Annotated in this window: 16 protein-coding genes; 12 read left to right on the top strand and 4 right to left on the bottom strand. The window is 61.4% G+C overall.

Going from position 1 to position 13,768, the window contains the following annotated elements; translation table 11 throughout:
- Window positions 1-187 precede the first annotated feature (187 nt).
- The 7 genes from AC1DUP_RS03610 (at window position 188) to AC1DUP_RS03640 (ending at window position 6,609) form a co-directional block, all read left to right on the top strand.
- Entirely contained in the window at window positions 188-466 is a 279-nt protein-coding gene (locus AC1DUP_RS03610; RefSeq protein ID WP_007814022.1) for an acyl carrier protein, read from the top strand.
- Window positions 467-581: 115 nt separating this feature from the next.
- Complete coding sequence (locus tag AC1DUP_RS03615) at window positions 582-1,076, top strand: 3-hydroxyacyl-ACP dehydratase FabZ family protein (protein ID WP_477832106.1); 495 nt, start codon at window positions 582-584, stop codon at window positions 1,074-1,076.
- Window positions 1,077-2,282 (top strand): beta-ketoacyl-ACP synthase, encoded by a 1,206-nt coding sequence (locus tag AC1DUP_RS03620; protein WP_115034477.1) that lies wholly within the window; start codon window positions 1,077-1,079, stop codon window positions 2,280-2,282. It abuts the gene before it with no gap.
- 12 nt (window positions 2,283-2,294) lie between these two features.
- A complete protein-coding gene (locus AC1DUP_RS03625) occupies window positions 2,295-3,581 on the top strand; it encodes a beta-ketoacyl-ACP synthase (protein WP_113299347.1) in 1,287 nt (428 codons plus the stop codon).
- Between the two features lie 161 nt (window positions 3,582-3,742).
- A complete protein-coding gene (locus AC1DUP_RS03630) occupies window positions 3,743-4,771 on the top strand; it encodes a zinc-binding dehydrogenase (protein ID WP_477832107.1) in 1,029 nt (342 codons plus the stop codon).
- A gap of 4 nt (window positions 4,772-4,775) precedes the next feature.
- Window positions 4,776-5,711, top strand: coding sequence for a lipid A biosynthesis lauroyl acyltransferase (locus tag AC1DUP_RS03635; RefSeq protein ID WP_113311116.1), 936 nt, complete (start codon window positions 4,776-4,778; stop codon window positions 5,709-5,711).
- Between the two features lie 199 nt (window positions 5,712-5,910).
- Window positions 5,911-6,609, top strand: a complete 699-nt coding sequence (locus tag AC1DUP_RS03640) for a PAS domain-containing protein (RefSeq protein WP_477832108.1) — start codon at window positions 5,911-5,913, stop codon at window positions 6,607-6,609.
- A 2-nt stretch (window positions 6,610-6,611) separates the two neighbouring features.
- On the opposite strand, the gene AC1DUP_RS03645 is transcribed toward AC1DUP_RS03640, so the two are convergent.
- The 3 genes from AC1DUP_RS03645 to AC1DUP_RS03655 all read right to left on the bottom strand — a co-directional run bounded on the left by AC1DUP_RS03645 (window position 6,612) and on the right by AC1DUP_RS03655 (window position 8,223).
- Window positions 6,612-6,974, bottom strand: coding sequence for a VOC family protein (locus AC1DUP_RS03645; protein ID WP_477832109.1), 363 nt, complete (start codon window positions 6,972-6,974; stop codon window positions 6,612-6,614).
- Between the two features lies 1 nt (window position 6,975).
- Window positions 6,976-7,374 carry an SRPBCC family protein gene (locus AC1DUP_RS03650; protein ID WP_477832110.1) on the bottom strand — a complete coding sequence of 133 codons (399 nt, stop codon included), beginning with the start codon at window positions 7,372-7,374 and terminating at the stop codon, window positions 6,976-6,978.
- 63 nt (window positions 7,375-7,437) lie between these two features.
- A complete protein-coding gene (locus AC1DUP_RS03655; RefSeq protein ID WP_477832111.1) occupies window positions 7,438-8,223 on the bottom strand; it encodes an AraC family transcriptional regulator in 786 nt (261 codons plus the stop codon).
- A gap of 155 nt (window positions 8,224-8,378) precedes the next feature.
- On the opposite strand from AC1DUP_RS03655, the gene gndA reads away from it, so the two are divergent.
- The 5 genes from gndA (at window position 8,379) to AC1DUP_RS03680 (ending at window position 12,464) form a co-directional block, all read left to right on the top strand.
- Complete coding sequence (gene gndA / locus AC1DUP_RS03660; RefSeq protein WP_113299340.1) at window positions 8,379-9,809, top strand: NADP-dependent phosphogluconate dehydrogenase; 1,431 nt, start codon at window positions 8,379-8,381, stop codon at window positions 9,807-9,809.
- A gap of 94 nt (window positions 9,810-9,903) precedes the next feature.
- Window positions 9,904-10,302 (top strand): VOC family protein, encoded by a 399-nt coding sequence (locus tag AC1DUP_RS03665; protein WP_113299339.1) that lies wholly within the window; start codon window positions 9,904-9,906, stop codon window positions 10,300-10,302.
- 169 nt (window positions 10,303-10,471) lie between these two features.
- Entirely contained in the window at window positions 10,472-11,173 is a 702-nt protein-coding gene (locus AC1DUP_RS03670) for a lysozyme inhibitor LprI family protein (protein WP_477832112.1), read from the top strand.
- Between the two features lie 116 nt (window positions 11,174-11,289).
- Entirely contained in the window at window positions 11,290-11,829 is a 540-nt protein-coding gene (gene pyrE / locus AC1DUP_RS03675; RefSeq protein WP_477832113.1) for an orotate phosphoribosyltransferase, read from the top strand.
- A 98-nt stretch (window positions 11,830-11,927) separates the two neighbouring features.
- Window positions 11,928-12,464, top strand: a complete 537-nt coding sequence (locus AC1DUP_RS03680; protein WP_113311111.1) for a GNAT family N-acetyltransferase — start codon at window positions 11,928-11,930, stop codon at window positions 12,462-12,464.
- A 39-nt stretch (window positions 12,465-12,503) separates the two neighbouring features.
- On the opposite strand, the gene AC1DUP_RS03685 is transcribed toward AC1DUP_RS03680, so the two are convergent.
- Window positions 12,504-13,544, bottom strand: a complete 1,041-nt coding sequence (locus AC1DUP_RS03685) for a LacI family transcriptional regulator (RefSeq protein ID WP_113299335.1) — start codon at window positions 13,542-13,544, stop codon at window positions 12,504-12,506.
- Window positions 13,545-13,768 lie beyond the last annotated feature (224 nt).

The raw sequence follows: 13,768 nt of genomic DNA on the forward strand, positions 1-13,768 counted from the left end.
AAAATCATTAGCCGGGTGGCCGCTTTACGCATCGATGCCTATCTCGGACAGGCCAAAGCGCGCCATTCCATTGCTGTTTAGGCAACACCTGCTCGCCAAATTGGCTTGCAACCGGGACGAAAGCATTGGCTTTTGAAATGGATTTGCCTATGAGGAGGGGAATCTTCATTTCCAAGAGGTAGAGCGAGTGACCGCTACATTCGATAAAGTTGCCGACATCATTGCTGAAACCAGCGAGATCGACCGCGCAACGATCACGCCGGAAAGCCACACGATCGACGACCTCGGTATCGACAGCCTCGACTTCCTCGATATCGTTTTCGCCATCGATAAGGAATTCGGCATCAAGATTCCGCTCGAGAAGTGGACGCAGGAAGTCAACGAAGGCAAGGTTTCCACCGAGGAATACTTCGTGCTGAAGAACCTCTGTGCCAAGATCGACGAGCTGCGCGCCGCAAAGGCTTGAAGCAACATCATCGTCTTTTTTTCACGCCCTGCCGCCGTTGATATGGCGGCCGGGCGGTTTTGTTCCTAAGTAGGCCTTCCGACGGGCTTTTTGCGCGTCGCGCCGGAGAAGTCTGATGCTGCTGGAATATTTCCAGATGATTGACCGTATCGAGGCGGTGGACCTCGAGAAGCGCACGCTCGTTGCGCGCTCGGTCGTGCCGGCCAAGAGCCCCGTTTTCGAGGGGCATTTCCCGGGCATGCCGCTCGTTCCGGGTGTGCTTCTCATCGAAACCATGGCGCAGGCCTCCGGCATGCTGGTGCTGGCCGCCACGAATTTTGCGTCGATGCCCTTCCTGATGTCGGTCGACGGCGCCAAGATGCGCACCTTCGTCGAGCCGGAAGCTGTGCTCGACATCGAGGCTTTCCTCGAACATGACGGCTCCGGTTTTGCCGTTACCAAGGCAAAGATCACCAGCGGCGGCAAGAAGGTCTGCGATGCGCAGCTCAAACTGCGCACCATGCCCTTCAGCGAAATTCCGCTCGGCGATATCGTGAAGAAACGTGCTGAGGAGGTGGGCCTGATGGATGCCATCGCCGCGCAGGGGGCGAAGGCCCAGGGGAGTGAATAGATGAGCAAGGCCGCCAATGATGTCGTCATCACCGGCATCGGCATCGTGACCTGTCAGGGTGTCGGCAAGGATGCGCATATCGCCCTCCTGACCGCCGATGCTGCGCCCCAGACCGTCGTCGAGACCGAGAAGTTCAAACCCTATCCGGTTCATCCGCTGCCTGAGATCGACTGGTCGCAGCAGATCGCCAAGCGCGGCGACCAGCGCCAGATGGAAAACTGGCAGCGCATCGGCGTCTTCACGGCGGGCCTGGCACTCGACGATGCCGGCTTCAAGGACGACATGGAAGCCTGCGGCACGATGGACATGATCGTGGCAGCCGGCGGCGGCGAGCGCGACATCAATGTCGATACGCTGATCGTCGACGAGGGCCTGAAGCGCAACGACCGCGAGCTGCTGCTGAACGAAAAGCTGACGACGGAGCTGCGCCCGACGCTGTTCCTGGCGCAGCTTTCCAATCTGCTCGCCGGCAATATTTCCATCGTTCACAAGGTCACCGGTTCCTCGCGCACTTTCATGGGTGAAGAAGCCTCCGGCGTTTCCGCCGTCGAGACGGCCTTCTGGCGCATCAAGTCGGGCGAATCCACCCACGCGCTGGTCGGCGGCGCCTTTGCGGCCGAACGTCCGGACATGATCCTGCTCACCGAGGCGATCGGCGCACATACGCGCGGCGAATGGGCACCGCTCTGGTCGCGCTCCGGCCTCGAAGGCGGCGGGATGATCACCGGTTCGGCCGGCGCCTTCCTGGTGCTTGAATCACGCAAGCATGCCGAAGCGCGGGGCGCGCATATCTATGCCACCATCAACGCCGTCGAAGGCGATCGCGGCAATCGCGGTGCTGGCAATTTCGAAGTTCGGATGGAGCGGCTGTTGAAGCCCGCGGCTGCGCTTGCGACTGAGACCACGGCGATCTTCTCCGGCTCGACCGGCATGCATGAGATTGCCGGACGCGAAAAGGCGGTGCTGGAGCATCAGCTTCCGGGCGCTGCGATCCGCGGCTTCGGTGGCGTTTCGGGCCACGCGATCGAGGCGCATTTCACGCTCGGCCTCGCGCTTGCCGCCCTTGCCATCGATGCAACGGCCAAGGTTCCGCCCTTCGATGCCGCGCACGAAGCGCCGATGAAGGCGGGCACGAAAGCGGCCGTCGTCACCACCGTTGGACACCAGCGCGGCGAAGGCGTCGCCGTTCTTTCCGCAGAAGCGTGAGGAGAGACTGAAATGACAGCTTCCGCTTACAGGGATCATCTCGGCCGGCCGATCGTTGCGGTAACAGGCATGGGCATCATGACCTCGCTCGGCCAGGGCCTGAAAGACAACTGGGCGGCTCTTTCGTCCGGCACATCGGGCATTCACGAGATCACCCGTTTCCCGACGGACGGCCTTTCGACGCGCATTGCCGGCACGGTCGATTTCATCGACATTCCCGTGCCGAACGCGGTCGAGCGCTCCTTTGCCTTTGCACGCGAGACGACCATCGAGGCACTTGCCAATGCCGGTATTTCCGGCGATTTCAACGGCCCGCTGTTTCTGGCCGCGCCGCCGATCGAGCCGGAATGGAGCGCCCGCTTCGAACTTGCCGACCGTTCGCCGGCAGCCGACCATCCGGGTGACGCCTATGAGCGGTTCCTCGCCGCCATGCGCCAGCGTCCCGATCCGGCCTTCCATGAGGCGGCGCTTTTCGGCGCGATTTCCGAGCGTCTCTCCGACCGTTTCGGTACACGCGGCCTGCCGATCACGCTGTCGACGGCCTGTGCATCGGGCGTGACGGCCATCCAGCTCGGCATCGAGGCGATCCGCCAGGGCCGTACCGACCGGGCGCTGACGGTCGCGACCGACGGTTCGCTGAGTGCCGAAGCGCTGATCCGCTTCTCGCTGCTCTCAGCCCTTTCCACCCAGAACGACCCGCCGACCAAGGCCTCCAAGCCGTTCAGCAAGGATCGAGACGGCTTCGTCATCGCCGAAGGTTCCGCGACGCTGGTGCTTGAATCGCTGGAATCGGCAATTGCCCGTGGCGCCAAGATTCTCGGCATCATGAAGGGGGCGGGCGACAAGGCCGACAGCTTCCACCGCACGCGCTCCTCGCCGGATGGCGGGCCGGCGATCGCGACGATCCGCGCGGCACTTGCGGATGCCGGCATGAGCGAAGGCGATATCGGCTATATCAACGCTCACGGCACCTCGACGCCTGAAAACGACAAGATGGAATATGGCTCCATGTCCGCCGTCTTCGGCGAAAAGCTGGTCGGCATTCCGGTTTCGTCCAACAAGTCGATGATCGGCCATACGCTGACGGCGGCAGGAGCTGTCGAGGCAGTCTTCTCGCTGCAGACGATGCTGACAGGCACGCTGCCGCCGACGATCAACTACAACAACCCGGATCCGTCGATCGTTCTCGATGTCGTGCCGAACAAGAAGCGGGAAGCCCAGGTCTCGGCCGTGCTTTCCAACTCTTTCGGCTTCGGCGGACAGAATGCCAGCCTTGTCATGGCGCTCGAACCGGCTTAAGCGGTTCCCGACAACACTAAACCGTGTCGCGATCGTTCGGATTCGCTTGACACGGTTTAGGTCTTTGTCTTTACGCATGTCGTCGCCGCAAAACCGCTGCACACTTTTGCGCGACATGTTTTAGCAATAAGAAAAACGCCTTAAACGCGAGAGGTTTTGCCATGCGCGCTTTGCAACTGATCGATGACCGCAAGCTTGAGATCACCGACCTGCCGGAACCGGACGCCCCTGGTGCCGGCGAGGTGACATTGCGCGTCAAGGCGGTTGCGCTGAACCATATCGATGTCTGGGGCTGGCGCGGCATGGCGTTCGCCAAGCGCAAGATGCCGCTCGTCATCGGCGCGGAAGCCTCCGGCGTCGTCGAAGCGATAGGCCCCGGCGTGGCGAATGTTCTGCCCGGTCAGCTCGTGGCGATCTATGGCGCGCGCACCTGCGGCCTCTGCCGTCCCTGCCGCGAAGGCCGCGACAATCTCTGCGAACATGTCTCCGGCGTCCACGGCTTTCATCTCGACGGCTTCGCGCAGGAGAAGGTAAACCTGCCGGCCCGCTTGCTCGTTCCGGCGCCTCCCGGCGTCGATGCCATCGGTGCAGCGCTTGCGCCCGTCACCTTCGGCACCGTCGAGCATATGCTTTTCGACAATGCCAAGCTCGAACCCGGTGAAACCATTCTCGTGCATGCCGGCGGCTCCGGCATCGGCACGGCGGCGATCCAGCTTGCCAAGAAGATCGGCTGTACCGTCATCACGACAGTCGGCTCCGACGACAAGATCGAGAGGGCGAAGGTGCTCGGCGCCGATCACGTCATCAACTACCGCACCGACCGCTTCGAGGGCGTGGTGCGCAAGCTCACCAAGAAGAAGGGCGTCGATGTCGTCTTCGAACATGTGGGCAAGGATACCTGGGCTGGCTCGATGCTGTGCATGAAGCGCGGCGGCCGTCTCGTCACCTGCGGTTCCACTTCGGGTGTTTCGACCGAGATGAACCTGATGATGCTCTTCCAGCAGCAGCTGAAGCTCCTGGGCTCTTTCGGCTGCCGCATGGAAAACATGGCAGACGCCATGCAGAAGATGGGCCGCGGCCTCGTTCATCCCGTCATCGATACCGAAGTCAGCTTCGACGATATCGACCGCGCCCTGGAGCGCATGGAATCCCGTCAGATCTTCGGCAAGATCATCCTGAAGATGGACTGACCGATTGAAGCTGTTCATCACCAGGATCGTTCTGGCGCTCAGGCGTTTCCAGCAATGGCTGGTGGCGCAGCTGATGTTCGGCTTCCTGAACTTCCTGAAGCTTTTCCCCGCTGATGGCGCCATGCGTTTTGCCGACCGGATGACCCGCCAGGTCGGTCGGCGACTGAAGCGCCACAAGCTGATGCTCTACAATCTGCGCCGGGCCTTTCCGGAAAAGAGCGACGCGGAGCTTGAGGAAATCGCACTGGAAAGCTGGGGCAATATGGGCCGGCTTGCGGCCGAATATGTCTTCCTCGACCAGCTCTTCGATTTCGATCCTGAAAGCGCCGAGCCGGGCAGGGTGGAAGTCTCGGGCATTCCGATCTTCCTGGAGCTGCGCGACAATCCGCGCCCCTTCATCGTCTTTACCGGCCATACCGGCAATTTCGAGCTCTTGCCCGTCGCCGGCAATGCCTTCGGTCTCAGCGTGACGGTGCTCTTCCGGCCGCCGAACAATCCTTACATCGCGCAGAAGGTCTTCGATTTCCGCAGCGGCCGCATGGGCAAGCTGGTGCCTTCGCATGCCGGTTCCTCCTTTGCACTGGCGCGCCAGCTCGAAGCGGGCCAAGGGGTCGGCGTTCTCGTCGACCAGAAGTTCAGCCGCGGGTTGAAGACGAAATTCTTCGGGCTCGACACCAAGACCAATCCGCTCTTGCCAAAGCTCGTGCGGCAGTTCAATTGCGAGGTCTATCCGGCCCGTTGCATCCGCCTTCCCGGCAATCGCTACCGGCTGGAGATCGAACCGAAGATGGAGATGCCGCGCGACGAGAAGGGTAATCTCGATCTTCCCGCCACCGCGCAGATGATGAACGACAAGGTTGAGAGCTGGGTGCGCGAGTACCCGGCCCAGTGGCTGTGGTATCACGACCGTTGGGATATAAAGCGTTCCGTCAGTCTGTAAGATTCTGTCTGTAAGATTTTGCTCCTGATTTATAATCGGTGAGAAGCGACAGGTCCGCTTCAGTTGAAACTGAGCAGAGTTCATGTTACGCGTCTCTACTAGGGCGCGCAAAGTACCTACCGGAGCGCGTAATCTTTCATAAACATAGGCCTCGACCGGTCTTCGGAACGTTTCTCAGGAAATTGATATTGGGGGTATCTTGCTTGAGTTGTTCAGGGCCTTTTCCTTGCGGTGCGCGCAGATCGAGGAAGCGATAAGGCTAGGGGATGATGAGCGCGTGGCCGCGCTCGACCGCGATATCCAGCCGCTGGCAGAGGCAATCCTCGCATGCAGGGCGTACAGTCTCGTCGAAGTCTATATGCAACTTCAGTTTGTAAGTTACCTCATCGCTGAAGATGCCGATGACGGGGCTTTCGTGACGCAATATGCCGCCGTGCTCTCCTATCTGCTCGACCGCTATTTCGGCGCCCATGCGCCGGACTGGCGCGTGCCGCTGCCGGCGGATAGGAAACTTCGCCAGCCGCCCGCCTATGTTCCCGATACCGATAACGGGCAGTTCCTCAATGCGGCGATCCTGCAGACGCTGCCGGACCGCGTGGCGGTGCTGACGAAGGATTACCGCTACCTTTATTCCAATCCCGTCAACTGCGCCCATCTCGGCAAGACTGCCATGCAGCTCATCGGCCGCCATATCGTCGATTTCATCGGCCAGGAGCGTTTTGCAAACGAGGTGAAGGAAAAGCTCGACGCCTGCTTCGACGGCATGTCGGCGGATTACACCTACGCGCGGGACGAGCGGCACAATCGCTGCCGCATGGTGCCGCTGTGTGACGCATCGAAGAAGGTGATCGGGGCGCTGATCACCATCCAGAATCTCGGCGCCAACGCACCGGCCTGAGCTCAGTCCTTGCTCCAGACGGCGAGTTCGTAGCCGTCCTTGTCGACAAAATGGAAGCGGCGGCCGCCGGGGAAGGGCGTGATCGGCTTGGCGATGGTGCCGCCCGCCTTTTCGACGCTTTCGAGCACGTCCTCCAGCTTCTCGGCATAGAGGATAACGAGCGGGCCGCCCGATGTGCGCACCGGGCCGAGATTGGTGAAGCCGCCTTTCAGCCTTCCATCGTCGAACTCGCAGTAGTTCTCCCCGTAGTCGGTAAAGCGCCAGCCGAAGGCCGCGCCATAGAACGCTTTTGCCGCGCCGATGTCGGCGACGTTGAACTCGACATAGTCGATGCGGCGGTCATTTTCAGCGTCGTTGTCGGCCATCTTATTTCTCCATTAGCGATTTCAGCGCCGCCAGATCCTTCTGGATATGGGCGGCATCGGCGGCAAATTGCTCGTCGGTCATGCCCGGCAGGCGCAACAGCGTGAACATCACCTCGCAGCCATCGCCATTCGGCACGATGCGCAACGCATTATAGACGCGCAGGCCGGATTCGATGGTGACGGTATGGTCGATGATGCCGAATTCGTTCGGCGGCACGAAGCTCACGCGGACGCTGCCGAGCGGGCCGTGGGCGATCCAGTCCTCGCCATCGGGTTCCAGACCGCTCGCGAGGCCGGAGGCCCAGAGCGGCATGTTCTCCGGTCTGCCGGCGAAATCATAGACATCGCGCCAGTCTCTTTTGATCGTGATGTTGACGATGCGGGCGGGCATTGTGGTCATCGGTCTGTCCTTTTGCTTTGTGCCAGACTAGCAGGCCGGCACGGACTGTCTTGAACGAAACGGTCAGCGGCCGGTCAGTTGATCGACCATGGCGGATGGCGTCAGCGTCGTCAGTTCGCCGATCTCACGGGTCATATGGGGCTGATCGGAGAAGCCGGCTTCGAGGGCGAGGCTAGCCAGCGGCAGCGCCTCATCCGCCCGGCAGAGCGCCATGAAGCGCTGCAGGCGGCGGATGCGCTCCAGCGTCTTGATGCCATAGCCGAAATGGTGGTGGGCGCGGCGGCGCAATTGCCGTTCGCCGATATCGAGCTTCTGCTGCAGATCGCCGATGCGGCCCGGCCCATGGTCGGCGGCGGCAAAGATCAGGCGAGCCTCGGGGGCCGGCTCCGCTTCTTCCCCTGCCAGTTCACTCAACAGGGTGGCGAAGAGTGAGAGGGCGGTAGCCCCATCGGGACAGTCGGACAGATGCGGTTCGAGAAGGGCAGCCTTTCGAGGCGCGAGATCGCTCAAGGGAATGGAGAGGCCGGTGATCTCCGACAGAGGCAGCTTCAGCCAGGCGGCGCCGGCGCCCGGTGCAAAACGCGCGCCGATAATGCGCATCCCCGGCGTCATCGGCGGGAAGGCGGCGGTGCGGTCCGGTCCGACAACGAAGAGGCGGCCGTCTGCGAAAAGCAGGTCGCAATAACCATCAGGGACGATGGCGACCGGGCTCGCTGTGCGAATTTCATGCGACCAGAGGCAGCGGAAATGCGGTGCGAGTACCGGTGAGGGCGCATATTCGCGGTAGCGGCCGGCTCTCTTTGCGAGCAGCGGCTTGATATCGCTCTGCCTTGCCGCGGTAGCAGTCATTCAGGCCTCCCAAACCTATGCATATGGTGCTTCCGTGGCCATTCGAAAAGCCTGTTCCGACAGCCTTTTTTCGATCCGAATCGCGGTCTTCGACCTTGCCGTTTGGGCGAGAGAGTGCCACAACATCGCACCATTTCACTCATCGGAGGTTTGTCGTGGAAAAGGCAGAAATCGGACTGATCGGCCTTGCCGTCATGGGGTCCAACCTGGCGCTCAACATTGCAGAAAAGGGCAACAAGATCGCGGTCTTCAACCGCACCCCTGAAAAAACGGATGAGTTCTACGAGAGCGCCGGTGATCTGAAGAAGCAGATCATTCCCTGCAAGACGATCGAGGAGTTCGTCGATGCAATCCGCCCGCCGCGTCCGATCATCATCATGATCAAGGCCGGCGAGCCGGTCGACCAGCAGATGGAGGCGCTGCGCCCGCATCTTGAAAAGAACGACATCATGATCGATGCCGGCAACGCCAACTTCCGCGACACGGTCGCCCGCTTCGACCGCCTCAAGGATACCGGCCTGACCTTCATCGGCATGGGTGTTTCCGGTGGTGAGGAAGGTGCCCGCCACGGCCCGTCGATCATGGTCGGCGGCAAGGAAGAGTCCTGGAAGCGCGTCGAAAAGGTGCTGACCTCGATCGCCGCCAAATATGATGGCGACCCCTGCGTCGCCTGGCTCGGCAATGACGGCGCCGGCCATTTCGTCAAGACGATCCATAACGGCATCGAATATGCCGACATGCAGATGATTGCCGAAATCTACGGCATCCTGCGCGACGGCCTCGGCAAGAGCGCCTCGGAAATCTCCGGCATCTTCGGCGAGTGGAACAAGGGCCGCCTGAACTCCTACCTGATCGAAATCTCCGAGAAGGTTCTGGCTGCACAGGACCCGATCTCCAAGACGCCGATGGTCGACATGATCCTCGACAAGGCTGGCCAGAAGGGCACCGGCAAGTGGTCGGCGATCGAAGCGCAGAACATGGGTATTCCGGCAACCGGTATCGAAGCCGCCGTTGCTGCCCGCAGCCTGTCGTCGATGAAGGACCAGCGCGTCGCCGCCGAAAAGATCTTCGGTGATCTCGGTGCTGCCTTCCCGATCGCCTACGGCCCCGACTTCAACAAGGATCTGGAACTGGCGCTGTTTGCCGGCAAGATCGGTGCCTATGCGCAGGGCTTTGCCGTCATGGCGGAAGCTTCCAAGGAGTTCAACTGGTCGCTGCCGATGCCGACGATTGCCCGTATCTGGCGCGCTGGCTGCATCATCCGTTCGCAGTTCCTCGACGAGATCACCAAGGCGTTTACCGATGCGCCTGACGCGGCAAACCTCATCGTCACGCCGGCCTTCTCGGCCATGGTCAAGGAATCGATCCCGGCGCTTCGTCGCGTCGTAACCGCAGCATTGGCCGCCGGCCTGCCGGTTCCGGCGCTGGTCTCGGCGCTCAGCTATTTCGACGCCTACCGCCAGGGCCGCGGCACTGCCAACCTGATCCAGGCGCAGCGCGACTTCTTCGGCGCCCACGGCTTCGACCGCCTCGACGGCAAGGACTTCCACCACGGCCCCTGGGGCAGCGGTGCATCGACCTTCTGAGGTTTGCGAAAATAAAGTTGAAAGCCCGGCCACTGCGCCGGGCTTTTTGTTATCCTGCCGCGAAGCGGGTGATTGCAATCGGGAGGTCCATATTATGCTCCACCATGCATCTTTCGGGGTGGCCGATATCGAACGAGCCGCGCGGTTCTATGATGCCGCCCTCGGCGCGCTTGGCTATATCCGCGTCTGGGAGGATCTGCGCCCCGGCGAGGCAGGACAAGCCGTCGGCTATGGTGTGCCCGGCGGCGGTGATAAGCTGGCGATCAAATCGATCGAGGCGGGGCAGGGTGCGCCGGGTGCGGGCTTCCATCTGGCCTTTGCGGCGCCGGATCGGCAGTCGATCATTGATTTTCATGCCGCAGCGCTTTCCCAGGGTGGCGTCGATAACGGTGCGCCGGGGCTAAGACAACATTACGGGCCGAATTACTTTGCTGCCTTTGTCATCGATCCCGATGGGTATCGTATCGAGGCGGTTTTCAATCAGGTGGAATGAGGCTGGCGGGCCGATTGGAATAGCGTTGAGCGGACGTATATCCGGTATTCCTCAGTTCACGTTGTGACGTGGAATACCCCGCCAGACATTCGAACGACGCTGCACAACACTCACACAAGCTCGCCGCCGCATTTAGGTTGAGGCCGACCTGCCGGACCGAGGGACCATCATGCGATCCATTTCCACCTTCCTCATCGCCTTCTGCCTCGGCATCCTCTTCACCGCATCAGCAGAAGCCGCGGGCTTCGATTGCGCCAAGGCAGCCAGCGCCGACGAAAAGATCGTCTGCGGCGATACTCAGCTTTCCCACCTCGACGATGTCTTCAATGCCGGCTATGGCGCGGCACGGAAGACAGCTCCCGATGAGGATGATGTCGTCCACTCGGCCCGTAATTTCCTGGCCGACCGGCATGATTGCGGTAGCGACCGGGCCTGTATCCTCAGTGCCTATCTCGCCATTCTCTGGGAAATCTCGCCGGACAAAAGCAGCTTCATGCGGGGCATCTCCGCGAAGTCGCTGACGGGCGGCAAGCAGCCCGGGACTTCGGACATCCCGACAAAGGCCGGGCAATGCGCTGCAACCACGATCCTGGCGGTGCATCCGCGCGTCGAGAGTGGCGACGCACCCGCGACCGATGAGGATTTTGGCAATGGCACGGGCATCGATTATGCCAATGACGGCTACCAGGTCTCGTATAACCGCGAGGAGATGCTGATCCGCTCAAAGCCCGGCGATCCCGTCGCCCTATGCCTGGTCGAGATAGATCGCGACTGCGAGCCGGATGAGGGTGGCCGGCTTTTCCTCGTCACCAATGGCAGGACGAGGGAAAGCTGGATACTGCCCGATGCGCAGCACAAGTGCGGGGGCTGAACGGCTTTCCGTATCTCGTCTCTTGCAGCACGCCGCCGATTCTGGAAGGGCAGGGCCAGGATCTGGTGGCTGACGGCGAGCAAGCGCCGTCTGGACTTATTTTGGCAGGGGGTAAAATGATCAAGGCATCCATCGACCATGCGGCTCTGGCCCGGCAAATCGCTGACATCGCCACGCTGGAGGGCGAATTCGTGCTCCGTTCCGGCCAGGTGTCGCACCGCTATTTCGACAAATACCGCTTCGAAGGCACGCCGGCTCTCCTGAAGCCGCTGGCGCAGGCAATGGCCGCCCTTCTGCCTGCGGATACCGATGTCATCGCCGGGCTGGAACTCGGCGGCGTGCCGCTCGCGACCGCGATCTCGCTGGAGACAGGCCTGCCCGCCGCCTTCATCCGCAAGGAGGCCAAGACCTACGGCACCTGCCGGGCGATCGAGGGCCAGGATGTGACAGGCCGCCGCGTGACCTTCATCGAGGATGTGATCAGCACCGGCGGGGCGGTGGCGGACGCTTGGCGGATGGCGATCGGCGAGAAGGCGGAGGTGCTTGGTGTCGTCTGCGCGATCTGGCGCGGCGAGGGTGCAGCGCGGATCGAAGGAGTGCCGGGGCTTGCGGTGTTTCCGGTGTTTACGCGGGCGGATCTGGAGAATGCGCGGTAGACAATGTGTTTCCCGGTTCCGCCATGTGTCAGTTGCGGTCGTTGCGATAGGCTCTAAACTGCCTGATGGTAAAACAGTCCGGGTTGTTGGCAGCGAGCATGGTGCGTTTGAACGGTCGGAATATCGAGCTGCGGCCGGCGTCTTTCGGTGACGTCGATGCCCGCCTGTCTCTCGGAAACCCTGCAGAGATTGTCGAGATGTTCGGCATTGGCCAGGACGATGTGAAGCCGCTGACCAGGGATGGAGCCATTCGCTGGGTTCAAAATCTCATCGATCATCCGAATGCCTGGATCATCGCCTTTCAAGGCCGGCTGATCGGCGATATCCGGCTGGACAGGCTCAATGTCATCGATCGCCGCGCCTTGATGGCAATCGGCATCTACGATCCGCAATTGCTGGGAAAAGGGCTGGGGAGCGAGGCTATTTGCCTCGTCCTGCACCATGCTTTCACGGAGTTGCGGCTGCACCGGATCGGGATAAGGGTACTTGCCTACAACACGCGGGCGATCCGGGCCTATGAGAAATGCGGCTTCACGATCGAAGGCAGGGAGCGGGAAGCCGCCTTTGTGAACGGTGTGTGGCACGACGACATGATGATGGGGTTGCTGGAGACGGATTTTCCGGCGCAGGCATAGACTGGTGCTTCTCGTGGATGCTATCCCGCAGGAAAGCTCCTACCGCCCTGCCGGCCATTCCGGCTTGCTGATGCTCTGTAGCAGCTCCGCATCCACGCCATCGATCCGCGCGATCACCTGTTTCGCCATCTCGCGGCCGGCGTGGCGGACGTCTTCGTAGGCGGTGATGATCTCCGGGCGGATCCAGTTGAGGATCGGGGCGGATTGTTTGGAGACGAGGTCGACGTCGTGGCCGAGGCGTTTGCCGGCGGCTTCGATGCCGGCGTTGACGGCGATGGTGGCGCTGCCGGCCGACGAGACGATACCGTCGGGCGCGCCGGGCGAAAGCATCAGCTGCTCCACGGCGTCACGGATTTCGGCGAGCGGGGCATCGATGTTGACACGCAGCGGCACTTCCTCGGCGCCGTAGTCATGCAGACCAGTCTGAAAGCCGATGCGGGTATGGGTATAATAGGTAAGCTTGCTCGGCGGCTGCAGCAGGGCGATGCGCTTGCGGCCGCGCTGGACGAGCTTCTGCACGGACTGATGGGCGTAAGCCTCGTTGTCGAAATCGTGATAGGGATGCGCGAGGCCGCCATCCGTGCGGCCGTGGGTGGTAAAGGGCATGCCGCTTTCGGCCAGCAGGCGCACGCGCGGATCGTCAGGCTCGACGCGCGAAATGATGACACCATCTGCGGAGCCGGTATCGAGGATATAGCGCACCGGCAGCATGGGATCCTTGCTGTGCGAATGCGGGGTGACGACGATATGGTATGGCGTGCCGGTCAGCACCTCGGAAATGCCGAAGACCATCTGGCTGGAAAAGCCCATGATCTCCTCGTCGATGCTGAGCACGAGGGCAATGACGTTCGTCTTGCCGGTTCTCAGGCGCACGCCGGCCCTGTTCGGCTGGTAACCGAGTTGACGGGCAACCATACGCACCCGTTCCTTCGTTTCAGCGCCAATATCCGGTGCATCTTTCAGCGCCCGCGACACGGTCGTCACGCCGAGGCCCGTCATGAAGGCGATCGTCTTCAGTGTCGGGCGCTCACGCTGAACGGAACCGGATGCCGCTCCGCCGAAATTTCCGTTGTTTTCCATCCCTCTAGGCCCGCCTCACGCGATTTGCTTCGCCTTATAGAGGCTTTTTGGCGCACTGTAAGTATGCCGCCGCTCAAAAAGCTCTCCTCCCTGAGTAGGGCAATCTGTAACGATACAGTAGAAATGTCGAGCCCTTTTTCTGATCAACGTTGCGGAGTGGTTCTCTCTGGTTGAATCCGCTGTTCGTCCCGTGTTTTTTTGCGACCGCGAAATGGTGAAAAGCC

The sequence above is a fragment of the Rhizobium sp. 01L419 genome, assembly GCF_056400025.1.